The organism is Pseudomonas sp. 8AS (genome assembly GCF_902506505.1).
Taxonomy (GTDB): Bacteria; Pseudomonadota; Gammaproteobacteria; order Pseudomonadales; family Pseudomonadaceae; genus Aquipseudomonas.
In genome coordinates, this window is record NZ_LR733406.1 from 3,229,298 (window position 1) to 3,252,946 (window position 23,649).

Sequence of the window (23,649 nt, forward strand, 5' to 3'; positions counted from 1 at the left end):
GCTGCCGCGTCCCCGAGTTATGGCATAGTCGGCCAGAAAATTGTGACTTTCGGACAAGCCCGCCATGCCCATCACCACTCCCTGGCCGCAGCGCCGCAGCGCCATCAGCGTCCAGCTGCTGACCCAGTTCGGCCTCGACCAGGGCCTGTCGATCGACGCCTGCCTGGCCGGCACCGGGCTGAGCTGGCAACAGCTGGCCGACCCCGGCGGCGAGGTGGAAACCGGCCAGGAGCTGCTGCTTATCGGCAACCTGGTGCGCGCCCTCGGCGAGCGCCCGGGCATCGGCCTGCTCGCCGGCAAGCGCTACCAGCTGAACACTTACGGCATCTGGGGCTTCGCCCTGCTCAGCAGCCCGACCTACCGCGATGCCGCCTGCCTCGGCCTGCGCTACCTGGACCTGACCTATGCCTTCCACGGCATGCAGCTGGAGGAGCACGGCGACGAGGCGCACCTGCTGCTGGACGACCGCGCCATCGCCCCGGAACTGCGCCGCTTCATCCTCGAACGTGACCTGGGCGGCATGCTCCAGGTGCTACGCGAACTGAACAGCCGCGAGGTGCCGCTGCTGCGCGTCGACCTGCGCAGCGCCGAACCCGCCGACAGCAGCCTGTACCTCAGTGAAATCGGCGTGCAGCCGAACTTCGCCCAGCCCTGCAACCGCTTCGTGGTCGACCGCCGCCTGCTCGACCGCCCCCTGCCCGGCGCCAACCCGCGCACGGTGGACCTGTGCGAGCAGCAGTGCCAGCTGCTGCTGGACAAGCGCCGCCAGCGCAGCGGCCTGGCCGGGCAGATCCGCGGCCTGCTGCTGAGCCGCCCCGGCCGCCTGCCGGACATGGAGCAGGTGGCGGGCAGCCTGCACATGAGCTCGCGCACCCTGCGCCGGCGCCTGGACGAGGAAGGCACCAGCTTTCGCAGCCTGCTGGAGGAAGTGCGCCAGGCCCTGGCCGAGGAACTGCTGGCCACCGGCGGCCTGAGCCTGGAGGAAATCGCCGAGCGCCTGGGCTATGGCGAAGTGTCCAACTTCATCCATGCCTTCAAACGCTGGAAAGGCGTGCCGCCGCGGCAGTACCGGCTCGGTGAGCCGGCCTGAGCACCCGTTTACGATCTGCTGCGTCCAGCCCGCGAGATCGTAGACAGGTTCTGAGCGCAGCACTCAGCGGGCGGCCTGCTGCCCCCGCCCGCCGACGGCACCACTGCTGTTGTCCAGCAGGCTGGCGGTCGCCACCTGCAGGAAGGACTGCAGGCGCTTGAGCATCGGCGCCTGGGCCGGGTCGTCGTGCAGCAGGCTGACCCGCGCCTGGGCGCCGAGCTGGTAGTCGTACAGGCGCGGTTCCAAACCCTTGGGCTGCACGAGGATCTTGCTGCCGCTGACCAGGGCGACGGTCTGATCGCTGCCTGACGGCTTGATCACGCCGATGCCCTGATCGCCCGCCGGCAGGTTGAGCAGGTCGCGGCCCCAGCACTGGTGGCGCACGTCGCCGCCCAGGCGGCCCATGATGGTCGGCACCACGTCGAGCTGGGTGCCCACGGTGTCGCGCTGCGCGCCGAACTGCTGCTGGATGCCCGGGGCGATCAGCAGCAGCGGCACGTTGAAGCGGAACAGGTCCAGCTCGGTCAGCTGCTCGCCACTGGCAAAGCCGTGGTCGCCGACTATGACGAACAGGGTGTCCTTGTAGTACGGCGCCTGCTTGGCCTTCTCGAAGAACTGGCCCAGGGCCCAGTCCGAGTAGCGCATGGCGGTCAGGTGCTGGTTGGCCCCGCCACGGTCGGTGACCGGCGCCACCGGCAGCTGCGCCGGCAAGGCATAGGGGGTGTGGTTGGACAGGGTCTGCAGCAAGGCATAGAAGGGCTTGGCCGGGTCCAGCTTGGCCAGTTCCTCGGCGCCGCGATCGAACATGTCCTGGTCGGACACGCCCCAGGTCGGGTCCATGAACACCGGGTCGACGAAGTCCTCACGGCCGACGAAGTTGCGCATGCCCTGGTTGCTGAAGAAGCCGGACTGGTTGTCCCACTGGAAATTGCCGTTGTACACGTAGACGTCGTCGTAGCCGCGGGCGCTGAGCAGCTGCGGCAGGCCGGAGAACTGGTGGCCGCCCTCCGGGGTGCGCATCAGGTACTCGAAGCCCGGCAGGTTGGGGAAGCAGGCCATGGTGGCGAACATGCCCTGGTGGGTATGGGTGCCGTTGGAGAACAGGCGGGTGAACAGCAGCCCCTCCCGGCTCAGGCGGTCGAAGTTGGGGGTGATGTTGGCATCGCTGCCCAGCGCGCCGACCCAGCGCCCGGCAAAGCTCTCCATGAGGATCACCACCACATGGCGGATCGGCAGCGTGCCGGCCTGCGGCGGCTGGAAGTCGCGGCGCACGGCGGCGAGGTCGCCATCGACCAGTGCATCGTGCGGGCCGAGCAGCATCTGGCGCACCGTCTGCAGCGCCTCGGCGGGCGGCAGGCTGGCTTTCCAGGCGTTGTCGCGATGGCTGGAGAAGCTGTTCTTCGCCGCATCGATGAGGGTCAGCGTGCCGTTCAGGCCCAGGTGGTTGGCGAACATCGAGTCGGTGGTGAAGGCGTCGCCCCAGCGCAGCGGCGGGCCCTGCTTCAGCGTGCCACGGGCGGCGAGCACCGCCAGCAGCAGGCAGAGGATGAACACCAGCCCCCGCCAGTACCAGGCCAGGCCCGGCTGGCGCGCACGCGGCCGGGTGCTCCGCTCGATCAGCAGGAACAACCAGGCCAGCGCCAGCGTGGCCAGGGCCCAGGCCAGCAGGTAGCGCAGCACCGGGAAGCCGTTCCAGAGCATGCTCAGCACGGTGCCCAGGTCTTCCTGCAGGTACTGGAAGACCAGGCTGTTCAGGCGCTGGTGAAACTCGCGGTAGAAGTCCAGCTCGCTGACGCCGAGGAACAGGGTCAGGCTGGCGAACAGGGTCAGCCAGGCCACGTGCAGGCGCCGCGCCGCCATCGCCCCTGGGCTCAGCAGCGCCAGCAGCAGCGGCGCGCAGGCATACACCACCAGGCGCAGGTCGAAGCGCAGGCCGTTGCCGAAGGCCTCGGCGATCTGCAGCCACGGCGTGGCACCGACCTGGTCGAAGTTGTAGAGCAGCAGCGCGCCGCGCAGCAGCGAGTACATCAGCATCAGCAGCACGGCGCTGGCGGCGGTGAACGCCAGGTGGCTGGCGAGCGTGGGCGGCAGGGGTCGCACGGGCAAGGCCGGCTGATTCGGGGTAGCGGCGACGGGCATGGGCATTCCAGGCAAAGAGCGACGAGGGGGCCGGACAAGGCACGGCACAGAAGCTTTCCTATGCTGCGCCGGCCGCCGTGAAATTTTTGTCGAACCGGATTGGGTAGACCCCTACCCTGGCCCTCGGGTTCAGTGCCGACAAGCGCGCCGGGGCTGCCGCCGCACAAGGCGATTTCGCCTTTCCTGCGGCCGCTTCGGCCAGCCCCCGGGCGCAAACCCGCATGGCGCCGTCGCCACCCGCGCCGGGGCCCGTTCAGCCATGGCGGCTTGGTCGTCAAGCGGTCGCCGCCAGCCTGTTGGCGCGGTACTCTGGCTACCGGCCTTCTGCCAGTATCCGCCCGTCGGGCGCGGTGCAGCCCATCCCCCAGACCATCGCTCAAGCCGCCCACCGCGCGGCCGACAGCCTCGGCAACGAACAACAACGGAGCCCCCCATGCAACAGGGCCTTTTAGCCAGCGCCATGCCGCCGATCGAGCAGGATCACAGCACCCAGCTGCTCAGCCGCATGCTCACCTTCTTCGCCTTCTGCGGCCTGGCCATCGGCCTGTACAGCGGCATCAAATGGGGGCGCCTGGGCAACGACGCGCTGCTGCACGGCTCCTTCCTGCTGATCATCGGCATGCCGCTGGCCCTGCTGGTGCTGCGCAACGCCTGGCTGCCGGCGCGCGGCGTGGCCAACTTCGCCATGGCGCTGATCAGCAGCTACGCGATGATCCTCATCTACCACCTGGGCGGCCTGCATTCAGCGCATATCTTCTGGCCGCTGGTGGTGATCGGCTTCGCCTACCTGCTGCTGGGCGGGCGCAGCGCGGCCTTCTGGGCCCTGCTGCAACTGCTCTTCGTGTTCTGGCTGATCCGCCTGCAGCGCAGCGGCGCGGCCCTGCCCGTGTTCGAGTTGAGCCCGCGCGATGCCATGCTCAACGACTACTCCGGCTACATGCTGCCGGTACTCACCATGTGGCTGGCCCAGTGGTACAGCGCCAAGGTCCGCCAGCAGGCGCTGGACGACGCCCAGCAGCACCTCGCCGAGGCCGAGCGGGTGGGCAAGGCCGCCACCGCCGGCAGCCAGCAGCTGGCGGCGCTGCTGGACGAGGTGCGGCACAGCGCCGGCGACCTGCGCCAGCTGTCGCAACAGCTCTACCAGACCCTCGACAGCATGCGCCAGCGTTGCCAGAGCATCGACGGCGACGTGCAGCAGCAGGCCGCCGCCATGCAGCAGCTCGATCAGGCCGTGCACCAGGTGCTCGCCGAGCTCGCCGCCAGCACCGCGCAGATGCAGCAGCTGAGCCAGGACACCCAGCACAGCAGCAGCCAGGTCACCACCTGCGCCCAGCGCATGCAGGACGCCCGGCAGAGCATGCAGGCCATCCAGCAGAGCAACCAGCGCATCGCCGAATCCATGCAGATGATCAGCGCCATCGCCCAGCAGACCAACCTGCTGGCGCTCAACGCGGCCATCGAGGCGGCCCGCGCCGGCGAGCACGGCCGCGGTTTCGCGGTGGTCGCCGACGAGGTGCGCAGCCTGTCGCAGCGCAGCAACCAGACCGCCGACACGGTACAGAGCGTGCTCGGCCAGTCCGAGCAGATCGTCAACACCGGCGCCGAGCAGGTCAGCGATGTCGGCGAGGCCCTCAGCGAGAACGCCACCCTGACGGAAAACCTCTCTGGCGCCATCCTCCAGCACAGCCAGGCCCTCGACCAGGCCCACCGCCAACTGGTGCAGGTGCGCGACAACAGCGCCGCCCAGCGCGAAGCCAGCCTGCGCCAGCGCGCCGCCAGCGCCGAACTGCTGCACGCCCAGGAATCCCTGGTCGAGCTGGGCGAGCGCCTCGACCAGCTGTCCCAGCAGCTGCACCAGCGGGTCGCCGAACAGCGCTGAAGACAGTCACGCGCCAGACATGAAAAAGCCGGCTTGCGCCGGCTTTTTCATGCTGCGCGGCAACCTCAGTCGTTGCTCGGCTTGTTCACCGCCTGCAGCACGTACTGCGGCAGGGCGAAGGCACCCAGGTGGATTTCCGGGTTGTAGTAGCGGGTCACGATGCTGCTGCCGGCAAAGCGCTGGCGCAGGGTTTCCAGCGGCAGCTTGCGGTACTCGGCATCGGTGCTGCCCCAGGCGAAGGTCATGCTGCCGCCGATATAGGTCGGCACCGCGGCCATGTAGAAGTGCCAGTCGGCGAACAGCCCGTCCATGCGGCTGGCGGTGTTCTGCACCTCGGACAGCTGCATGAACGGCGTGCCGTTCTGCGTGACCAGGATGCCGCCGTCGTTCAGGCAGCGGCGGCAGGCCTGGTAGAAGTTCTCGGAGAACAGCACCTCGCCCGGGCCGATTGGGTCGGTGGAGTCGGAGATGATCACGTCGAACTTCTCGGTGGTGGTGGCGACGAAGTTCATGCCGTCGTCGATCACCAGGTTCAGCCGCGGGTCTTCATAGGCGCCGCAGCTGTGATTGGGCAGGAACTCCTTGCACATGTCGACCACGGTGCCGTCGATCTCGACCATGGTGATGCTTTCCACGCCGCGGTGCTTGCGCACCTCGCGCAGCATGCCGCCGTCGCCGCCGCCGATGATCAGCACGCGCTTGGCGTTGCCGTGGGCGAGGATCGGCACGTGGGTGAGCATCTCGTGGTAGATGAACTCGTCCGCCTCGGTGGTTTGGATCACCCCGTCCAGGGCCATCACCCGGCCCATGCGGGCGTTCTCGAAGATCACCAGGTGCTGGTGTTCGGTGCGTACTTCGTGCAACAGCTTGTCCATGCGAAAGCGCTGGCCATAGCCGTCGTAGAGAGTTTCCAGGTAGTCGCTCATGGGTAGTCCCCCGTCGAGGTGGTGGATGCGGACGGACTGTCACCCGCCCATGAAAAGGCGCGCATTGTAAGGGCATAAGCGGGGTGGCTCCACAGCTGGAGCCATGCTGAAGCGCCTTCCTGCGGTAGATCCGCCGGGCTGGGCGATGTTCAGGCGCCGCGGCAACTTACAGACGAACGTTGCCGCGGGGGCCGGCCAGGGCCCAGATGATCAGGCCAAGCACAGGCAGGAAGGCGACAAGGGCCACCCAGAGCACCTTCTTCACGGTGTCGGCCGAGCTTTTGACCACATTGATGATCGCCCAGATATCCAGGGCAAAGATGACCAGCGTAAGCAGGCTGTACAAGGTAGAACCCATGGTGACACTCCTTTGGGATGGGGTTACCTGTTTAGGATAAGCGCAATCCGTGGTGGTTCCATTTTTCTGCCTGGTACTCAGGAAAAGCCCGTAAATCGGACACATGCGACATATTGCTGTGTTTTTACGACAGCTTGTGACTTTAGGGTCAGGTTTCGCCATCAACACAACACAGGCCACGGTATTGCACGCTTTCGTAGGCCAGATCGCATATTGGGCATCCATTGGAGATACAGACCCATGAACACTCTGCTCCGCGTCAACGAAGCACTCCTGATTGCCGGCCGCGCCTTCCAGCCGTTCCAGTGTGTAGCCTGGACCCAGCAGGACGGCAGCGGCGAACTCAGCCTCACCGTGATCGACCGGACCAACACCCGCGTCGGCCAGACCCGCCTGACCAGCAGCACCTACCGCGACCCGGCGCAACTGGCCGATGTCCTGACCCAGTCGCGCGAGCAACTGAGCCGCCAGGGCTACGACCTCGAGCCGTGGAGCATGCCGGAGTAAGACTTCGCCTTCCCCGGCCTGCCGCCACCCCACCCCCTCTGCCCTCTGGGCGAGGGGGTTTTTCTTGCCTGCTAAACGGGATTCGCACGACACGGCTCTGTCCATATCTGTGGGTTTATTGTCATTGTCGCCATGACCAGCCGAGCGCAGACTGCCTCCATCCTTCTGCGAGAGCCGCCCCATGGACGCCCCACGGACCATTGCCTGCCTGATCTACCCCGACGTGATGAGCCTGGATGTCAGCGGCCCGCTGCAGGTGTTCGCCTCGGCCAATGTCGAGTGCCAGCGCCTGGGCCTGCCGTCGCCCTACCGCTTGCGGGTGCTGGGCGAGCAAGCCGGCCCGGTCGCCACCTCGGCGGGCTTCCAGCTGGTGGCCGAGCAGGCCTGGCGCGATACCGCGCCGGCGACCCTGGACACCCTGCTGATTCCCGGCGGCCTTGGCGAAGGCGCGCAGTGCCGCAACCAAGCGCTGCTTGAGTGGCTAAGAGCAGCCGAGCCGCAACTGCGCCGCCTCGGCTCGGTGTGCTCCGGGGCGCTGATCCTGGCCGCCGCCGGCCTGCTCGACGGGCGCCGGGCCACCACCCACTGGGCGGATGTGGAGGCGCTGCGCGCCTACCCGCGGATCGAGGTGGACGGCAATCGCCTGCACACCTACGACCCCAGCGGCCAGGACGGCGAGGCCCATGTATTCACCTCGGCCGGAGTCACCGCCGGCATCGACCTGGCCCTGGCCCTGGTCGAGGCCGACCTCGGTCGCCCACTGGCCCTGGCCGTGGCCCGGCGCCTGGTGATGTTCCTCCGGCGTCCCGGCGGCCAGGCGCAGTTCAGTGCCCTGCTCACCGCGCAGGCCAACCGCACGCCACGCCTGCTCGGCCTGCTCGAATGGATGGCGCAGAACCTCGCGGCGGACCTGTCGCTGGAGGCCCTGGCCGGCCAGGCCAACCTGTCCAGCCGCAGTCTGTCGCGCCTGTTCGTCCAGGAACTGGGCATGGGCCCCGGGCGCTACGTCGAGCGCCTGCGCCTGGAGGCGGCGCGCGCGCTGCTGCAGGACAGCGGCGCGTCGATCGCCACGGTGGCGCGGCTGACCGGCTTCAACCACCCGGAAAACCTGCGCCGCACCTTTCACAAGCACCTGGCGGTCAGCCCCCAGGACTACGCCGAACGCTTCGCCTGATCAGGAGAGATGAGCATGCTGCAACTACGCCCCGGCTGCGAATGCTGCGACCGCGACCTGCCACCCGAGTCGACGGACGCGATGATCTGCTCGTTCGAGTGCACCTTCTGCCGCGACTGCGCCGAGCAGCGCCTGCACGATCACTGCCCCAACTGCGGCGGCGAGCTGCTGCGCCGGCCGATTCGCCCGGCCGCCAAGCTGGCCGCCAACCCGCCCTCCGCCGTGCGCATCCATCAGCCTGGCGGCTGCCAGGCCAACTATTGAGGAACCTCCAGATGCTCGTACTCTTGCGCAAGTTCCGTGGCGACGCCCTTGCCCTGCCGCCACGCGCCAGCCTGCAGCAGGTCGCCCTGGCCTGGCTGGGCGGCGTGCTGGCCATCGCCTGCGTCGCCAGCGCCGGCGACCTGCTGTCGCTGAGCCTGCTGCTCGGCTCCTTCGGCGCCTCCTGCGTGCTGGTGTTCGGCTTTGCCGACCTGCCCTTCTCCCAGCCGCGCAACGTGATCGGCGGGCACCTGCTCAGTTCCCTGGTGGGCCTGGCGTTCCTGCACGCCTTCGGCCCGCAGTGGTGGGTGCTGGCCCTGGCGGTCGGCAGCGCCATCGCCCTGATGATGCTGACCCGCACCGTACACCCACCGGCCGGCTCCAACCCGGTGATCATCTTCCTGGCCCAGCCGGGCTGGGGCTTCCTGCTCTTCCCCACCCTGGTCGGTGCCCTGCTGCTGGTGCTGGTCGCGCTGTTCTTCAACAACGCCACGCGCAGCGGGCGTTACCCGAAATACTGGTGAGGCCGAGCATGCTGCTGCGCAATCCGACCCTGCTGCGCCTGTTCATCGCCCAGGCGCTGTACTGGAGTTGCTCGCTGATCGGCATCACCCTGACCGCCCTGGTTGGCCTGCAACTGGCGCCCCTGAACAGCCTGGCCACCCTGCCGCTGGCCCTGCTGGTAATCGGCAACCTGCTGAGCACCCAGCCGCTGTCGCTGCTCATGCAGCGCCACGGGCGCCGGCCGGGGCTGCTGCTCGGCGCGCTGGCCGGTATCGGCGGCGGCCTGCTCAGCGCCCTGGGCGTGTGGCAGGCGAGCTTCCTGCTGTTCTGCCTGGGCGCCCTGCCGATCGGCGTGTACCAGGCCTCGGCGATGTACTACCGCTTCGCCGCGCTGGAGGCGGTGGACGAGGCGCACAAGGGCCGCGCCAGCGCCTGGGTGATCGGCGGCGGGGTGTGCGCCGCGTTGCTCGCGCCGACCCTCACCCTGTGGTCGCGCAACGCCCTGGCCACCCCCTATGCCGGCGCCTACCTGTTGCTGGCCGTCCTCGCCCTGCTGGCCCTGCTGCCGCTCGCCGGCCTGCGCGAGGGCAGCGTGCCGGCCCCGGCCAGCGGCAGCCTGCGCGACCTGGGCGAGCTGCTCGGGCGCCCGCGGATCCGCGCGGCCATGGCCACCACCGCCATCGGCCACGGCCTGATGATCATGGTGATGAACGCCACGCCCCTGGCCATGAGCTTCTGCGGCCTGGCGCTGGAGGATGGGGCGCGGGTGATCCAGTGGCACATGCTCGGCATGTTCCTCCCCGCCTTCATCGCCGGGCCGCTGGTCGACCGCCTCGGCAGCCCGCGCGTGGCCCTGCTCGGCATCGCCCTGCTCGCGCTCAGTGCCGGCATAGCCCTGGCCGGCCAGGCCCTGGGACATTTCCTCATCGCTTCCTGCCTGCTCGGCATGGGCTGGAACCTGATGCTGGTGGCCGGCACGACCCTGCTCGGCAGTGCCCACGCGCCGGCCGAACGCGGCCAGGCCCAGGGGCTAATGGAGCTGGGCAACGGCACGGTGGCGGCCGGCGCCTCGTTCGCCTCCGGCGCGCTGCTCAGCAGCATCGGCTGGAACCCGGTGAACCTGGCCATGCTGCCGTTGCTGGCGCTGGCCCTGCTGGCCCTGCGCGGCGCCATCGGCAAGGTGGCCGCGCCGGCCTGAATGCTGGCGTGTACCGGCACACGCCAGGGCCACAAACAGACAAGGCGACCGAAGTCGCCTTGTCTTGCCTTGCACTGGCCTGGCGCCGAGGCGCCCCGATCAGTAGTAGGCGTTCTCGCGGTTGCTGTGGTCGGTCACGTCGCGCACGCCCTTGAGCTCGGGAATACGCTCGAGCAGGGTCTTCTCGATGCCTTCCTTGAGGGTGTAGTCGGCCTGGCCGCAGCCCTGGCAACCACCGCCGAACTTGAGCACGGCAATGCCCTCCTCGACCACGTCGACCAGGCTGACCTGACCGCCGTGGCTGGCCAGCCCCGGGTTGATCTCGGTCTGCAGGTAGTAGTTGATGCGCTCGGTGATCGGGCTGTCTTCGTTGACCATCGGCACCTTGGCGTTCGGCGCCTTGATGGTCAGCTGGCCGCCCATGCGGTCGGTGGCATAGTCGACCACGGCGTCTTCGAGGAACGGTTCGCTGACCGCGTCGATCCAGGCGGTGAAGCTGGCGAGACCGACTGCGGTGTCTTCCGGCTTCTGCTCGCCCGGCTTGCAGTAGGCGATGCAGGTTTCCGCGTACTGGGTGCCCGGCTGGGTGATGAACACGCGGATGCCGATGCCCGGAGTGCTCTGCTTGCTCAGCAGATCAGCCAGGTAATCGTGGGCCGCATCGGTAATGGTAATGGCGCTCATGGCAACTCCTCGCAAACATGGGCGCAGTGTACGCCAGTCAGTTGCATCGATAAAGTCCCACCAAATTGGTAGGAATAATTCCCGCCCCGGCGGGACGTGTCACAGGTTCTGGTAGCGGTTCATGTCCAGCACACCGGCCTCCATGGGCTCGGTCTCGCGGATATAGGCCGACAGGTCGTGGAAATAGCGCCAGAACTCGGGGTGGCTGCGGCGAATGCCCCAGCGCTCGACCAGCCTGTCGAACGCCAGCTGATCGCGGACCTGCTCCAGCTCGGCGACAAAGGTCGGCACCTCGGCCACCGGCACATTGAACAGGAAGTTCGGGTAGCTGGTCAGCACGCCGGGGTAGACGGTCAGGGTATCCAGCCCCGGCTGGTAGCGCAGCGACTCACCGGCGATAAACGCCACGTTGCTGTGCGCGCGGTTGCGCAGCAGGCTGTAGATCTCGCGCTGGCCACCGGCCAGCTCGACGCGCAGCAGGCTGGCTTCCGGCAACTGGTCGATCACCTTGAGCCCCGCCGCCGGCTTGCCGGTCAGACGGCTGAGCGCCTGCTCGGCATCCTGCAGCCCTGCCGGCAAGTGCCGCCGGTAGCAGTCGCCCGCGGCACAGCGATTGATCGGGTCGGGCCGCGCATTGAGGTCGGCGTAGCGCTCCAGCAAGGCTTCGGCAAACACGCGCTTGGGGTCACTACCTTCGAGCTTGAGGGCCGTCGGCGTGTGCAGGTCGGCATCCACATAGGTCAGCCACATCTTCAGTTTGCCGCTGCTCTGGTACCAGTCGTCCAGGTAGGCCTGGCGCGACTCGGCCGGCAACAGGCGGAGGAAGTTCAGCTCGGCGCCGTTGCGGATCAGGTCGAAGTACAGGCGGGTCTGCGCCTGGTGCGAGACCGAGCCGAACACATCGAAGTTGACCACCAGCTGGTAGTAGGTGCGCTCGAACAGCGGGTAATCCAGCAGCCACAGGGTCTGCGGGATCTCACCGATCAGGCCCTTGCGCACCGAGGCGCTGTCGCGCTGGCGGAAGACCGACAGCAGCGCGTTGTCGTTGCCGGCCCAGATGCTCGACCAGCTGGGCGCCGGCGCATCGGCATAGGCCTGCTGGCGCAGGTCCTCGTACTGGTTGCGCTTGTTGCGGTAACTGCGCCACAGCCCCAGCAGGTCGCCGATCTCGTCGAACTGCCCGGGCATGGCCAGCAGCGGCGTGGCCTCGGCGCGGTACTCGGCATCGGTGAGGTAGAGGTCGCGCTCGGGGGCCTGGAACAACGCCCAGAAGTTGTCGCGAATCACGTCGGTGGCGATCTGCCCGCGGCACACCGGGCCGCGAATAAAGGTGCGCACGAAGTACTCGGCGTTATCCAGCATGAACTGGTAGCGCGCCTGGGGCGGGATGGCGGCGAAGGTCTCGAAGGGGTTTTCCCGCCGCTGGGCGCCATAGCCGGGCACCGCATCGACCGTCCAGTCGGTGCCGTAGAAGAGTTCGTTGACCCGCGCGAGCTTCTTCGCGCTGAGCGGATAGGTGATGTGGGTCTTGTGCACGATTACGCCCTGGATCGGCCACAGGCGGTAGTACACCTGGGTGCCCGGGTCTTCGTTGGGTCGCCGGGTGGCGATCGCATCGATCGGCTGGCCGCTGGGCGTGCGCGAGCGCACCAGCTGGAAGAAATGCCCCGCCTCGCCGCCTTCGAAATACAGGTGGGCGAGGAACAGATGCTCGAACAGCCAGCGGCCGACCAGCGCCTCGCGGGCACCCGCCGCGTTGAGCAGGTTCTCCCACGCGGCGATCTGCTGCTGCTCGGCCGCAGAAGGCTGCAGCGCCTGCTCATCCACCGGCGCGCCCTGTTTCAGCCACTGCTGCAGGGTGGCGTATTCGCCGTCGCTGAGACCCGCCACGGCGAACGGCATGCCGGCATGGGCGAATTGCTTCTGGTAGGCGGCGAACTCGCCCGGCAGCGGGCACTGGTTGTCGCGGCCGATGGAGATATCCAGCTCGGCCGGCAGCTTGGCATTCGGCGTGGGCGGGTTGCTACGGCCCAGCTCCAGCATGCGCGCCATCAGTGCGGCCTGGCCGCCCTGGGCATCCAGCACCGACTCGAAGCCCTTGCTGCGCCAGGCCGCTTCGCCATGTGCATCGAAGTACAGGCGGGTGGTGGCCTGCGCCTTGGTCCGCCCACCGTCATACACCGGCAGCTTGCTCGCCCCGCGCAGCACACCCTCGCCGCTGCCCAGATTGAGCTGGCACGGCGCGTCGTAGCAGGCGTGGCAGGCCACGCACTTCTGCGTGAGGATCGGCTGGATATCGCGGCTGTAGGACACCGCCTGGCTGGCGCCGGCAGGGCCGGCCAGGATGAAAGCGAAGAAAAGTGCAGCAAGTCCCTGGCGCGACATAAGCCTGTCCTGTGTGTGCGGATGGCGATTCTAGCGCCACCAGCCTGGCAAAGAGAGCCTTTAACATGAGCAAAATTCATGAGAATGCTCAACGTGCGGAAAAACCATGCAGCTTTGCTATCATCGCCGCCTCTGTTTCCGCTCTCTCCAGGTAGTTCCCCATGTCCGATCGCAACGCCCGCCTCCAAGCCCTGCAGAAGGCCCTTTCCGAGCGCATCCTGATCCTCGATGGCGGCATGGGCACCATGATCCAGAGCTACAAGCTGGAAGAGGCGGACTACCGTGGCACGCGCTTTGCCGACTGGCCGAGCGACGTGAAGGGCAACAACGACCTGCTGCTGCTCAGCCGCCCGGACGTAATCCAGGCCATCGAGAAGGCCTACCTGGACGCCGGCGCCGACATCCTGGAAACCAACACCTTCAACGCCACCCAGGTGTCCCAGGCCGACTACGGCATGGAATCGCTGGTCTATGAGCTGAACGTCGAGGGCGCGCGCCTGGCCCGTGAAGTGGCCGATGCCAAGACCCTGGAAACCCCGGACAAGCCGCGCTTCGTCGCCGGCGTGCTCGGTCCTACCAGTCGCACCTGCTCGATTTCCCCGGACGTCAACGACCCCGGCTACCGCAACGTCACCTTCGACCAGTTGGTGGAAAACTACGTCGAGGCCACCCGCGGCCTGATCGAGGGCGGCGCCGACCTGATCCTGATCGAGACCATCTTCGACACCCTCAACGCCAAAGCCGCGATCTTCGCCGTGCAGCAGGTGTTCGAGGACGACAACGTCGAACTGCCGATCATGATTTCCGGCACCATCACCGACGCCTCCGGCCGCACCCTGTCGGGGCAGACCACCGAGGCCTTCTGGAACTCGGTGGCACACGCCAAGCCGATCTCCGTAGGGTTGAACTGTGCCCTCGGCGCCAAGGATCTGCGTCCTTACCTGGAAGAGCTGTCGACCAAGGCCGACACCCATGTGTCCGCCCACCCCAACGCCGGCCTGCCGAACGCCTTTGGCGAATACGACGAGACCCCGGCCGAGATGGCAGCAGTGGTCGAAGAGTTCGCCGCCTCTGGCTTCTTGAACATCATCGGCGGCTGCTGCGGCACCACCCCGCCGCACATCCAGGCGATTGCCGAGGCGGTGGTCAAGTACAAGCCGCGTGTGATTCCGGACATCCCCAAGGCCTGCCGCCTGTCCGGCCTGGAGCCGTTCACCATCGACCGCAACTCGCTGTTCGTCAACGTCGGCGAGCGCACCAACATCACCGGCTCGGCCAAGTTCGCCCGGCTGATCCGCGAAGAGAACTACACCGAAGCCCTGGAAGTCGCCCTGCAGCAGGTCGAGGCCGGCGCCCAGGTGATCGACATCAACATGGACGAAGGGATGCTCGATTCCCAGGCAGCCATGGTCAAGTTCCTCAACCTGATCGCCGGTGAGCCGGACATCTCCCGTGTGCCGATCATGATCGACTCCTCCAAGTGGGAAGTGATCGAAGCCGGCCTGAAATGCATCCAGGGCAAGGGCATCGTCAACTCGATCTCGATGAAGGAAGGCGTCGAGCAGTTCAAGCACCACGCCAAGCTGTGCAAGCGCTACGGCGCCGCCGTGGTGGTGATGGCCTTCGACGAAGTCGGCCAGGCCGATACCGCCGCCCGCAAGCGCGAGATCTGCCAGCGCAGCTACGACATTCTGGTCAACGAAGTGGGCTTCCCGCCGGAAGACATCATCTTCGACCCGAATATCTTCGCCGTCGCCACAGGCATCGAAGAGCACAACAACTACGCCGTGGACTTCATCGAAGCCTGCGCCTATATCCGCGACCACCTGCCCTACGCCCTGAGCTCGGGCGGTGTGTCCAACGTGTCGTTCTCCTTCCGCGGCAACAACCCGGTGCGCGAGGCGATCCACTCGGTATTCCTCTACCACGCGATCCAGAACGGCCTGACCATGGGCATCGTCAACGCCGGCCAACTGGAGATCTACGACGAGATCCCGGCCGAGCTGCGCGACAAGGTCGAGGACGTGGTGCTCAACCGCACACCCAACGGCACCGAGGCTCTGCTGGCCATCGCCGACAACTACCGCGGCGACGGCAGCGTCAAGGAAGTCGAGGACGAAGCCTGGCGCGCCCTGCCCGTCGACAAGCGCCTGGAGCACGCGCTGGTCAAGGGCATCACCGCCTTTATCGTCGAAGACACCGAGGAGTGCCGCCAGCAATGCGCGCGCCCCATCGAAGTCATCGAAGGCCCACTGATGAGCGGCATGAACGTGGTCGGCGACCTGTTCGGTGCCGGCAAGATGTTCCTGCCCCAGGTGGTCAAGTCCGCCCGCGTGATGAAGCAGGCCGTGGCCCACCTGATCCCCTTTATCGAAGCCGAGAAAGGCGACAAGCCGGAAGCCAAGGGCAAGATCCTCATGGCTACAGTGAAGGGCGACGTGCACGACATCGGCAAGAACATCGTCGGCGTGGTGCTCGGCTGTAACGGTTACGACATCGTCGACCTGGGCGTGATGGTGCCGGCGGAGAAGATTCTGCAGACGGCCATAGCCGAGAAGTGCGACATCATCGGCCTGTCCGGCCTGATCACTCCGTCGCTGGACGAGATGGTGCATGTCGCCCGCGAGATGCAGCGCCAGGGCTTCAGCCTGCCGCTGATGATCGGTGGCGCCACCACCTCCAAAGCCCACACGGCGGTGAAGATCGAGCCCAAGTACCAGAACGATGCGGTGGTCTACGTCACCGACGCCTCGCGCGCGGTCGGCGTGGCCACCCAGTTGCTGTCCAAGGAACTGAAAGCCGGCTTCGTCGAGAAGACCCGCGCCGAGTACGTGGAAGTGCGCGAACGCACCGCCGCACGCAGCGCGCGCACCGAGCGCCTGCCCTACGCCGCCGCCGTGGCCAACAAGCCGAAGTTCGACTGGGCCGGCTACCAGGCCAGCAAGCCGAGCTTCACCGGTGTGAAAGTGCTGGACGACATCGACCTGGCCACCCTGGCCGAGTACATCGACTGGACGCCGTTCTTCATCTCCTGGGACCTGGCCGGCAAGTTCCCGCGCATCCTCACCGATGAAGTGGTGGGCGAAGCCGCCACCGCGCTGTATGCCGATGCCCAGGCGATGCTGAAGAAGCTGATCGACGAGAAGCTGATCAGCGCCCGCGCGGTGTTCGGCTTCTGGCCGGCCAACCAGGTCGACCACGACGACATCGAGGTCTACGGCGACGACGGCCAACCGCTGGCCAAGCTGCACCACCTGCGCCAGCAGACCATCAAGCCGGACGGCAAGCCCAACCTGTCCCTGGCCGACTTCGTCGCGCCCAAGGACAGCGGCGTGACCGATTACGTCGGCGGCTTTATCACCACCGCCGGCATCGGCGCCGAAGAAGTGGCCAAGGCCTACCAGGAAGCCGGCGACGACTACAACTCGATCATGGTCAAGGCCCTGGCCGACCGCCTGGCCGAAGCCTGCGCCGAGTGGCTGCACGAACAGGTGCGCAAAAATTACTGGGGTTATGCCCAGGACGAGCAGCTCTCCAACGAGGAGCTGATCAAGGAAGCCTACAAGGGCATCCGTCCGGCCCCCGGCTACCCGGCCTGCCCGGACCACACCGAGAAGGCCACCCTGTTCACCCTGCTCGACCCCGCGGCCGAGTTCAACCAGGCCGGCCATAGCGGCGTGTTCCTCACCGAGCACTACGCCATGTTCCCGGCGGCCGCCGTCAGCGGCTGGTACTTCGCCCACCCCGAGGCGCAGTACTTCGCCGTGGGCAAGGTGGACAAGGATCAGGTGGACAGCTACACCGCACGCAAGGGCCAGGAGCTGGCGGTCAGCGAGCGCTGGCTGGCGCCGAACCTCGGCTACGACGACTGACGGCACAGGGGCGCCATGCGCCCCTTCCCTTTATGACGCCACTCGAACTCATCGCCTCCGCCCTGGGCATCACCTCCGTCTGGCTGACCGTGCGGCAGAATCCGCTGTGCTGGCCCATCGGCCTGGTGATGGTGCTGCTCTACGCCTGGTTCTTCCTCGACGCCCGCCTGTACTCGCTGGTGCTGCTGCACGGCGTGTTCGCCGCCATGCAGCTGTACGGCTGGTGGCAATGGCGCCAGGGCCTGGACGACAGCGGGCGGCGCCCGATCAGCCAGGCCAGCAGCCAGGAGGTCACCCTGGGCCTGGGCGCGGCGCTGGTCAGCGGGCTGGCTCTGGGGCTGGCCATGCAGAGCTTCACCGAAGCCGTCTACCCCTGGCCGGACGCCCTGCTCACCGCCTTCAGCCTGCTCGCCCAGTTGTGGATGGCGCTCAAGCGCTGGCAATGCTGGGTGCTGTGGATTCTGGTCGATGTGCTCTATGTCGGCTTCTTCGGCTTCCAGGGCTACTGGCTGACCGCCGGACTCTATGCCGCCTTCACTGCTCTGGCGCTGCTCGGCCTGCGCGAATGGCGCGCCACGCGGCTGCAGACCGCATGAAAGTCGTGGTGCTCACCGGTCCCGAGTCGAGCGGCAAGACCTTTCTCGCCGAACGCCTGCAGCGGCACTTCGGCGGCCTGCTGGTCGGCGAGTACGTGCGCCATTTCATCGACCAGGAGCGCCGCGACACCCGTCTGACGGATATCCCGGCCATCGCCCGCGGCCAGCTGGCCTGGGAAGATGCAGCCCGCGCCCAGAAACCTGCACTGCTGATCCTCGACACTCACCTGCTGAGCAATATCCTCTGGAGCCAGACCCTGTTCGGCGCCTGCCCGGACTGGCTCGAAGCAGAGCTGCTGCAGCGCCATTACCACCTGCACCTGCTGCTCTCGCCGCAGGACGTGGACTGGCACGACGATGGCCAGCGCTGCCAGCCGCAACTGACCGAGCGTCAGCGCTTTCACCAGGACTGCCGCGACTGGTTGCTGCGGCATGCACGCCCCTGGACGGAAGTCGGCGGCGACTGGCTACAGCGCGAGACTCAGGTCATCGAACAGGTACGCCGACTGCTCGGCTAAAACTGCGAACACCGGCCCCAGCAGCCGTTCAGCTCGCTGCATCACAACGTATCAGCGGCGCCCCCGCACCACCCCCATCCGCGCGCGAATGCGCGACAACGCCACATTGGTGATGCCCAGATAGCTCGCCACATGGTGCAGCGGGATGCGCTCGGCCAGCTCGCCGCGCTGTTCGAGGAAGGCCCGATAGCGGGCCTCGGCGTCCAGCAACAGGAGCTCGGCCTCGCGCTGGGCGCTACGGGCCAGCACGGCGCGAATGGCGTCGCTGAGCAGCTCCTGCACCAACGGCAGTTCGGCCTGCCACAGGCGCAGCTCGGCATAGCCCAGCTCCAGCACCTGGGTCGGCTCCAGGGCGAAGATATCCACCGGACTGGTCGTGGCAAAGGGCGGCGTGCCCCAGCCGACCCAGCTGCCTTCGGCATGGAAGGCGGCGTTACGCTCGACGCCCTGCGCCGACAGGTGCGCCACCCGCACCAGGCCACAGGCGACGAACCAGACCCGCTCGACCGCCTGGCCGGCCTTAAGCAAGGGCTGGCCGGCCGCGTACTCGCGGCGTGGCAGGGTCTGCCAGCGCGCGGCCAGTTGCGGATGACGGTCGAGTTGGCCCAGCAGGTGCGGCGCACAGGCCAGGCAATCGTACAGAGAGGTGTCGCTCATAAACCCAGGTTAATGCAGGCGCAGGACGGGAGGCGAAAACTAGCATCACCGCACAATGGAAGACAGCTCACATGCACACTCTCCCTCCGCTCAACTGGGCCCACCTCGGCGCCCTGCTGCTGGCGGCCGGCTGGGCCGCGCTGGCACTGCAACTGAACTGGGGCAGCATGCCGCTGTTGCTCGGCGGCCTGCTGCTGGTGCTGGCCTGGTTCGCCTTCTGGGAATGGCGCTGGCCCTACCGCGAAGACTGGCGCGCGCACCCCGCGGATCGCCACCGCGACGCCCTGTTCGCCATCGCCCTGCTGGGCGCCGACGCGCTGGCCGACCTGCTGATCCGTGGCCTGGTCATGTACCTCAACGCGCCCGGCGCCGGCCCCGCCGGCGCGCTGCCGCTATGGCTGGCGGTACCGCTGGCGGCCCTGCTCGGCGAGTTCGGCGACTACTGGCTGCACCGCCTCAAGCACCGCGGCGGCTGGTTGTGGCGCGTGCATTTCGTCCATCATCGGCCCGGCGCGCTGAATGTGACCAACAACTTCACCACCCATCCGCTGGATCTGCTGTTGCGCAAGAGCGTGCATGTGCTGCCGCTCTGGCTGCTGGGCTTCGATCCGCTGGCCATCGCCCTGGCCGGGCTGTTCAGTCAGACCCAGTCGTTCGCCACCCACGCCAACAGCCGCGGCACCCTGGGCTGGCTGAACTACCTGATCGGCAGCGCCGAACTGCACCGCTGGCATCACAGCGTCAACGTGGACGAGGCACTGAACTTCGGCACCGCCCTGCCGCTGTGGGACCAGCTGTTCGGCACCTTCCGCTGGCGCGGCGGCGAACCTGTTGCGCTGGGCGTAGCGGCCAGCGCCGAGCAGCCTGGCGAGCACGATTTTCGCGGCCTGCTCGGCTACCCCCTGGAGCCGCTACTGCCCAGCCTTTGCTGGGTAATGGGTCGATGTGCGCACGAAGCTCCGGGAAGGCAGGCGATCGGCAGAACTGCAGCCGATCGCCCACCCCCCCCCAGGATTACCCGCCCTAACCCGGCTGCCCCGGCTGATGCGGCCCGATGCGGTATGGGCGCATCATCTCGTTGTCTTCGTGCTCGACAATGTGGCAGTGCCAGACGAACTGGCCGGGCGTGTTGAACTGCGCGCGCAGGCGCGTGACCTGGCCGGGATAGGCGATGACGGTATCCTTGAAGCCGGTCTCCCAGGGCTCGGCCGGGGTCGGCAGCGAGCCGGGAGCGAGTTGGACCGTCTCGGCCTGCTCGTCGACGAAGATGTCCTGCCGATCGATGACTTCGAACACCACCTCGTGGATGTGCATCGGGTGGGCATCGCCGGTGGCGTTGTACAGCTCCCAGGCCTCGGTCGCGCCGAGGGCCGGGTTCTCGCTGACCGGCTCCATCCACAGGTGCTTGCTCCACGCGACCGGGGCCTCGGCCGGATCGCCCGCCAGGGTGCCGAGCAATGCTTCGGCTGGCGCGTCGGCGAAGAAGGCCGACATCTCCTCGAGCAGTACCAGTCGGCGGGTGAAGGTTTCCGCCGCTAGCGGCGTGATCGCCGGCAACTGCAGGAACTGTGGCGGCGTGCTCGGATCGGCCGCCACCGCCGGCACCACACGCAACTGCATGACCTGGCCGGTGGTGTCCGGGTCGGCCATATCGAAGTCGTCACCCGGTTCACCACCGCTAAAGGGTTCGTCCGGCCCGACATTGCCGAGGACGTAGTTGCCCGGCGGCACCTGGCCGAAGTCGACGATCAGGTCGGCCCGCTCCGCCAGCCCCATCAGCAGGCGGTTGCCATGGTCGGCGCTGAGGTTCACCGGCGCGGCGAGGAAGCCACCCTCGTTGCCGATCTGCCAGACCTCCACCCCGGGGATGGCATTGAAGTCGAGGATCAGGAAGCGCGACTGGCAGCCGTTCAGCATGCGCAGGCGGTAGCGCACCTGCTCGACGGTGTGGAAGGGCCAGGTAGTGCCGTTGACCATCAGCATGTTGCCGAAGAACTCGGGGTTCCACAGCGGCGAGATGTCGCTATCCGGAATAAAGGGGCCGGCGATGTCGTCGAAAAATGCACGGGAATCCGGGTAGAACAGCGAGCCGTCGGCGTTGAAGGAGCGATCCTGGATCGCCACGGGGATCTCGTAATAGCTCTTGTTCGGTGGGAACTTGTCGTTCGCCTTGGGCGCCGGCCCCGGCAGCAGCGCCGGGGTGCCGGAACGCGTGTCGAGTACCGCAGCGTCGCCGGCCGGGCCACCACGGACCAGGTAGAAACCGGCCGGCCCAGCGTAGACGTTCAGGCGGGTCATGCCCAGGGTGTGGTCGTGATACCAGAGGGTCGAGGCGCGGTTGGTGTTCGGGTACTGGAAGGTGGCGAAGCCCGGTCCCCAGGTCTCGCCGAACTTGGCCAGCGCCTTGCCGGCGAAGAATTCGTACCAGCTGCCTTCACGAGCGAAGTCCGCCGGAATGTTGCTGGCATCGGGCAGATACCAAGCCTCGGCATAGCCGTCGCTCTCGTCGCCGACGCCGACTGCGCCGTGCACATGGGTGATCATCGGCACCGGCCCGGTGTAGGGCGCGGGCGTGCTACTGAAGGTCGGGCGTGTGTCGCGGCCGGCGGTGCTGCCGGGCGGGTTGGCCCAGTGCAGGGTGGGGTCGACGGGCAGCAGGTGGGGCAGGAAGTTACCGGCGGCGTCCTTGAGGTCATTGATCCACTTCACCCGCACCGGGGTGTTCCAGGTGGCCTCGATGGTCAGCGAGGGCGCATTGTGCAGCCGCAAGCCTCTCTTACTGCCGGCCGCCACGGCACCATAACCCCAGACCGTAGTGGCGGGCAGGCCGGCGGGGAGTATCTGCTGGCTGAGCTGCCTGAGCGCAATCTCGTAATAATCGACCCGCTTGCCGCCAAACTGGGTGAACAGCGCCGCCTTGGGCATCACCGGCGGAATCAGCAAAGGCGTCTGGAACTTGGGCACCACGCCGGGATCGAGGGAACCGCCGGGGATCTGGGCGATCGCCACCGGCACGCCGAAGCGGTTGACCGCGAACAGCGTAAGGACCGTGCCGCCGGTATATTTCAGGAATGTACGCCGTGTGAACATGATGCGAACCTCCATGCGTCAAATTGCCTGAACTGCCACTTGGACCGTCCATCAATTCGTCGAAGGCATCCACTTTCAGGTTGCACACGACACGCTGCCGCACAACGTTCCTTGTCCTCCTTGAGCCACCGCCGTACCTGAAGACCACCCGCATAAATGCGATGCTGTTCGAGAAATACTGCTGCATGGACCACAAATCAGCGCTGTGCGATCAATTCGCCAGCAATTGAAGCTTAGTCAGTCATTTCGCCACTTTTTTTCCGCTGGTCGCTTCTAACCGTACACGGCACTACTTGGTTCTTGTAAACCTTCGTCAAGGAAGCCCATGTCGCCCATCACCTATATCCGCCTTCATCCCTCTGCCGGCCTGCTGTTCGTCCAGCTGCTCGGCGTGCTGCTCTACCCCTGGATGGAAGACACCCAGATCGGCCGTGCGCTGTTCGGTGCCTTCGGCCTGGTGGTGCTGGGCCTGGCCCTGCATGTGGTCAAGCGCAGCCCGACGCAGACCTGGGTCGCCGTGTTGCTGGCCGTGCTGGTGCTGGCGCTGTCGTCGCTCGACATCCTGATGCCCAGCCCCGTACTGGAATGGCTGATCGCCATCCTGGAAGCCGCCTTCTACTTCTATGCGGCGGCCAGCCTGATCGCCTATATGAACGCGGACCAGCACGCCACCACCGACGAGCTGTACGCGGTCGGTGCGACCTTCACCCTGCTGGCCTGGGCCTTCGCCCACCTGTTCACCTTCTGCCAACTGCTGCTGCCGGGCAGCTTCACGGCGATGGTCGAGCCACAGGCGGCGCGGACCTGGATGGAACTGCTGTTCCTCAGCTTCACCACCCTCTCCGGCGTCGGCCTGGGCGATATCGTGCCGGTGACGCCCATGGCCCGCTCGCTGGTGATGATCGAGGAATTCGCCGGGGTCATGTACCTGGCGCTGGTGGTGTCACGGCTGATCGGCCTGTCAGTGATCAAGCGCTGAAACCTTCTCACCGGAACAAAAAAGCCCGCAGATGCGGGCTTTTTCTTGCCGGATGGGCGGGGTTACTTCTTCACCTCGAAATCGCGCCCCCACAGACGGATCGACTGCACGCCCTCGACCGGCCCTTCGAAGACGAATTTCTGCCGCACGCCGGTCTTCGCCGGAATGGTCACGTCATCCGGGTTGACCAGGCCCGGCAATGGCGCACTGGAATAACCCTCCTGGTCGATGGCCAGCAGGGCGCCGGTCATGCGCAAGTTGATCAGGCGCAGCGGTTTGTCAGTGGTGTTCTTGAACCCCAGCAGGGCGTTCAGGTTGCCACCTTCGGCAGTCTCGACCTTGAGCAGCTGCACGCTGACCTGGCCATCGAGCTGCTCCAGGCTGGAGACGACGATCGAGCCATCGGCGCCCTGGGCTTCCACGCGACCTTCGGTAACGCCGTCAGACACGCCACCCAGCAGGTTCTTGCCGGCGGTAATCGCCGTGGATACGGCCGCCTTGGCGGAGTCCTTGATCGTGCTCGAATCGCTTGCCGCTTCGTCGGCGAAAGCAGCCGGCGCGGCGAGTGCAAAAGCCAAGGTAATCGCCAGCGGTGAAATCCTGTTCATGGTCGTACTCCTGTAATGACGAAGACTGAAAGGGCCAAAGATTGACTGCAGACTGTCGAAAAAGCGAGCCGGCAAACAAGGAATTGCCGGCTGGCTAGCGATTTCTCTGTGCGAGCCGCATCAACTGCAGCGGGCATGAGCTCGCGTCGGCGAACCCGTGCAGCCTCCTGATGCGACAGTTATCGGGGCTCAGCGGTGATCACTGCTAGGCTGCCTTCATCAGT

At 66.8% G+C, this 23,649-nt stretch carries 20 protein-coding genes; 12 read left to right on the forward strand and 8 right to left on the reverse strand.

Features of this window, described 5'->3' with window-relative positions:
• Nucleotides 1–64: 64 nt before the first annotated feature.
• Nucleotides 65–1,090 (forward strand): AraC family transcriptional regulator, encoded by a 1,026-nt coding sequence (locus tag GV001_RS15050; RefSeq protein ID WP_160081236.1) that lies wholly within the window; start codon nucleotides 65–67, stop codon nucleotides 1,088–1,090.
• Between the two features lie 63 nt (nucleotides 1,091–1,153).
• Here the strand turns inward: GV001_RS15050 and GV001_RS15055 are convergent, their stop codons facing one another.
• The gene (locus GV001_RS15055; RefSeq protein WP_372238543.1) at nucleotides 1,154–3,235 is read right to left on the reverse strand and encodes an LTA synthase family protein; all 2,082 of its coding nucleotides are present in this window, start codon (nucleotides 3,233–3,235) and stop codon (nucleotides 1,154–1,156) included.
• A gap of 1,330 nt (nucleotides 3,236–4,565) precedes the next feature.
• On the opposite strand from GV001_RS15055, the gene GV001_RS20415 reads away from it, so the two are divergent.
• The gene (locus GV001_RS20415; protein ID WP_372238590.1) at nucleotides 4,566–5,108 is read left to right on the forward strand and encodes a methyl-accepting chemotaxis protein; all 543 of its coding nucleotides are present in this window, start codon (nucleotides 4,566–4,568) and stop codon (nucleotides 5,106–5,108) included.
• A gap of 65 nt (nucleotides 5,109–5,173) precedes the next feature.
• Here GV001_RS20415 and speE read toward each other — a convergent pair whose 3' ends face one another.
• Together speE and GV001_RS15070 are read right to left on the reverse strand one after the other, a co-directional pair.
• Nucleotides 5,174–6,034: a polyamine aminopropyltransferase gene (speE, locus tag GV001_RS15065; protein ID WP_160081240.1), complete on the reverse strand. Its 861-nt coding sequence runs from the start codon at nucleotides 6,032–6,034 to the stop codon at nucleotides 5,174–5,176.
• A 166-nt stretch (nucleotides 6,035–6,200) separates the two neighbouring features.
• Complete coding sequence (locus GV001_RS15070) at nucleotides 6,201–6,392, reverse strand: PLD nuclease N-terminal domain-containing protein (RefSeq protein WP_160081242.1); 192 nt, start codon at nucleotides 6,390–6,392, stop codon at nucleotides 6,201–6,203.
• A gap of 240 nt (nucleotides 6,393–6,632) precedes the next feature.
• On the opposite strand from GV001_RS15070, the gene GV001_RS15075 reads away from it, so the two are divergent.
• The 5 genes from GV001_RS15075 (at nucleotide 6,633) to GV001_RS15095 (ending at nucleotide 10,036) form a co-directional block, all read left to right on the forward strand.
• On the forward strand, nucleotides 6,633–6,899 hold the full coding sequence (locus GV001_RS15075; RefSeq protein ID WP_160081244.1) for a hypothetical protein: 267 nt from the start codon (nucleotides 6,633–6,635) through the stop codon (nucleotides 6,897–6,899).
• 181 nt (nucleotides 6,900–7,080) lie between these two features.
• Complete coding sequence (locus GV001_RS15080; RefSeq protein ID WP_160081246.1) at nucleotides 7,081–8,073, forward strand: GlxA family transcriptional regulator; 993 nt, start codon at nucleotides 7,081–7,083, stop codon at nucleotides 8,071–8,073.
• Between the two features lie 15 nt (nucleotides 8,074–8,088).
• Entirely contained in the window at nucleotides 8,089–8,337 is a 249-nt protein-coding gene (locus tag GV001_RS15085; RefSeq protein WP_160081248.1) for a DUF1272 domain-containing protein, read from the forward strand.
• An 11-nt stretch (nucleotides 8,338–8,348) separates the two neighbouring features.
• Nucleotides 8,349–8,858, forward strand: coding sequence for an HPP family protein (locus GV001_RS15090; protein ID WP_160081250.1), 510 nt, complete (start codon nucleotides 8,349–8,351; stop codon nucleotides 8,856–8,858).
• A gap of 8 nt (nucleotides 8,859–8,866) precedes the next feature.
• Nucleotides 8,867–10,036, forward strand: coding sequence for an MFS transporter (locus GV001_RS15095; RefSeq protein WP_160081251.1), 1,170 nt, complete (start codon nucleotides 8,867–8,869; stop codon nucleotides 10,034–10,036).
• Between the two features lie 99 nt (nucleotides 10,037–10,135).
• Here the strand turns inward: GV001_RS15095 and nfuA are convergent, their stop codons facing one another.
• Together nfuA and GV001_RS15105 are read right to left on the reverse strand one after the other, a co-directional pair.
• A complete protein-coding gene (nfuA, locus tag GV001_RS15100) occupies nucleotides 10,136–10,720 on the reverse strand; it encodes a Fe-S biogenesis protein NfuA (RefSeq protein WP_160081252.1) in 585 nt (194 codons plus the stop codon).
• Nucleotides 10,721–10,819: 99 nt separating this feature from the next.
• Nucleotides 10,820–13,105, reverse strand: coding sequence for a fatty acid cis/trans isomerase (locus GV001_RS15105; protein ID WP_160081253.1), 2,286 nt, complete (start codon nucleotides 13,103–13,105; stop codon nucleotides 10,820–10,822).
• A 161-nt stretch (nucleotides 13,106–13,266) separates the two neighbouring features.
• Here GV001_RS15105 and metH point away from each other — a divergent pair, with 161 nt between their 5' ends.
• From metH to GV001_RS15120, 3 genes are read left to right on the forward strand one after another with little or no spacing between them, the layout of a single operon-like run.
• Nucleotides 13,267–16,977, forward strand: a complete 3,711-nt coding sequence (gene metH / locus GV001_RS15110; protein ID WP_160081255.1) for a methionine synthase — start codon at nucleotides 13,267–13,269, stop codon at nucleotides 16,975–16,977.
• A gap of 32 nt (nucleotides 16,978–17,009) precedes the next feature.
• The gene (gene pnuC, locus GV001_RS15115; protein ID WP_160081257.1) at nucleotides 17,010–17,573 is read left to right on the forward strand and encodes a nicotinamide riboside transporter PnuC; all 564 of its coding nucleotides are present in this window, start codon (nucleotides 17,010–17,012) and stop codon (nucleotides 17,571–17,573) included.
• Entirely contained in the window at nucleotides 17,570–18,091 is a 522-nt protein-coding gene (locus tag GV001_RS15120; protein WP_160081259.1) for an AAA family ATPase, read from the forward strand. The genes pnuC and GV001_RS15120 overlap by 4 nt, the downstream gene beginning before the upstream one ends.
• 51 nt (nucleotides 18,092–18,142) lie before the next feature.
• On the opposite strand, the gene GV001_RS15125 is transcribed toward GV001_RS15120, so the two are convergent.
• The gene (locus GV001_RS15125) at nucleotides 18,143–18,748 is read right to left on the reverse strand and encodes a Crp/Fnr family transcriptional regulator (protein WP_160081261.1); all 606 of its coding nucleotides are present in this window, start codon (nucleotides 18,746–18,748) and stop codon (nucleotides 18,143–18,145) included.
• A gap of 71 nt (nucleotides 18,749–18,819) precedes the next feature.
• Between GV001_RS15125 and GV001_RS15130 the strand changes: the two genes are divergently transcribed.
• On the forward strand, nucleotides 18,820–19,881 hold the full coding sequence (locus GV001_RS15130; protein WP_160081263.1) for a sterol desaturase family protein: 1,062 nt from the start codon (nucleotides 18,820–18,822) through the stop codon (nucleotides 19,879–19,881).
• Here GV001_RS15130 and GV001_RS15135 read toward each other — a convergent pair.
• Entirely contained in the window at nucleotides 19,772–21,838 is a 2,067-nt protein-coding gene (locus GV001_RS15135) for a multicopper oxidase family protein (protein ID WP_160081265.1), read from the reverse strand. The two genes, GV001_RS15130 and GV001_RS15135, sit on opposite strands and share 110 nt — an antisense overlap.
• 325 nt (nucleotides 21,839–22,163) lie before the next feature.
• Between GV001_RS15135 and GV001_RS15140 the strand changes: the two genes are divergently transcribed.
• On the forward strand, nucleotides 22,164–22,817 hold the full coding sequence (locus tag GV001_RS15140; protein ID WP_160081267.1) for a potassium channel family protein: 654 nt from the start codon (nucleotides 22,164–22,166) through the stop codon (nucleotides 22,815–22,817).
• Between the two features lie 62 nt (nucleotides 22,818–22,879).
• On the opposite strand, the gene GV001_RS15145 is transcribed toward GV001_RS15140, so the two are convergent.
• Nucleotides 22,880–23,425: a hypothetical protein gene (locus tag GV001_RS15145; RefSeq protein WP_160081269.1), complete on the reverse strand. Its 546-nt coding sequence runs from the start codon at nucleotides 23,423–23,425 to the stop codon at nucleotides 22,880–22,882.
• Between the last annotated feature and the right edge of the window lie 224 nt (nucleotides 23,426–23,649).

Coding starts and splice junctions, on each gene's coding strand:
- GV001_RS15080 (WP_160081246.1), top strand. CDS start 7,081: ATGGACGCCCCACGGACCATTGCCTGCCTGATCTACCCCGACGTGATG.
- GV001_RS15085 (WP_160081248.1), top strand. CDS start 8,089: ATGCTGCAACTACGCCCCGGCTGCGAATGCTGCGACCGCGACCTGCCA.
- speE (WP_160081240.1), bottom strand. CDS start 6,034: ATGAGCGACTACCTGGAAACTCTCTACGACGGCTATGGCCAGCGCTTT.
- GV001_RS15135 (WP_160081265.1), bottom strand. CDS start 21,838: ATGTTCACACGGCGTACATTCCTGAAATATACCGGCGGCACGGTCCTT.
- GV001_RS20415 (WP_372238590.1), top strand. CDS start 4,566: ATGCAGGACGCCCGGCAGAGCATGCAGGCCATCCAGCAGAGCAACCAG.
- GV001_RS15095 (WP_160081251.1), top strand. CDS start 8,867: ATGCTGCTGCGCAATCCGACCCTGCTGCGCCTGTTCATCGCCCAGGCG.
- GV001_RS15105 (WP_160081253.1), bottom strand. CDS start 13,105: ATGTCGCGCCAGGGACTTGCTGCACTTTTCTTCGCTTTCATCCTGGCC.
- nfuA (WP_160081252.1), bottom strand. CDS start 10,720: ATGAGCGCCATTACCATTACCGATGCGGCCCACGATTACCTGGCTGAT.
- GV001_RS15075 (WP_160081244.1), top strand. CDS start 6,633: ATGAACACTCTGCTCCGCGTCAACGAAGCACTCCTGATTGCCGGCCGC.
- pnuC (WP_160081257.1), top strand. CDS start 17,010: ATGACGCCACTCGAACTCATCGCCTCCGCCCTGGGCATCACCTCCGTC.
- GV001_RS15125 (WP_160081261.1), bottom strand. CDS start 18,748: ATGAGCGACACCTCTCTGTACGATTGCCTGGCCTGTGCGCCGCACCTG.
- GV001_RS15130 (WP_160081263.1), top strand. CDS start 18,820: ATGCACACTCTCCCTCCGCTCAACTGGGCCCACCTCGGCGCCCTGCTG.
- GV001_RS15055 (WP_372238543.1), bottom strand. CDS start 3,235: ATGCCCATGCCCGTCGCCGCTACCCCGAATCAGCCGGCCTTGCCCGTG.
- GV001_RS15070 (WP_160081242.1), bottom strand. CDS start 6,392: ATGGGTTCTACCTTGTACAGCCTGCTTACGCTGGTCATCTTTGCCCTG.
- GV001_RS15120 (WP_160081259.1), top strand. CDS start 17,570: ATGAAAGTCGTGGTGCTCACCGGTCCCGAGTCGAGCGGCAAGACCTTT.
- GV001_RS15050 (WP_160081236.1), top strand. CDS start 65: ATGCCCATCACCACTCCCTGGCCGCAGCGCCGCAGCGCCATCAGCGTC.
- metH (WP_160081255.1), top strand. CDS start 13,267: ATGTCCGATCGCAACGCCCGCCTCCAAGCCCTGCAGAAGGCCCTTTCC.
- GV001_RS15145 (WP_160081269.1), bottom strand. CDS start 23,425: ATGAACAGGATTTCACCGCTGGCGATTACCTTGGCTTTTGCACTCGCC.
- GV001_RS15140 (WP_160081267.1), top strand. CDS start 22,164: ATGTCGCCCATCACCTATATCCGCCTTCATCCCTCTGCCGGCCTGCTG.
- GV001_RS15090 (WP_160081250.1), top strand. CDS start 8,349: ATGCTCGTACTCTTGCGCAAGTTCCGTGGCGACGCCCTTGCCCTGCCG.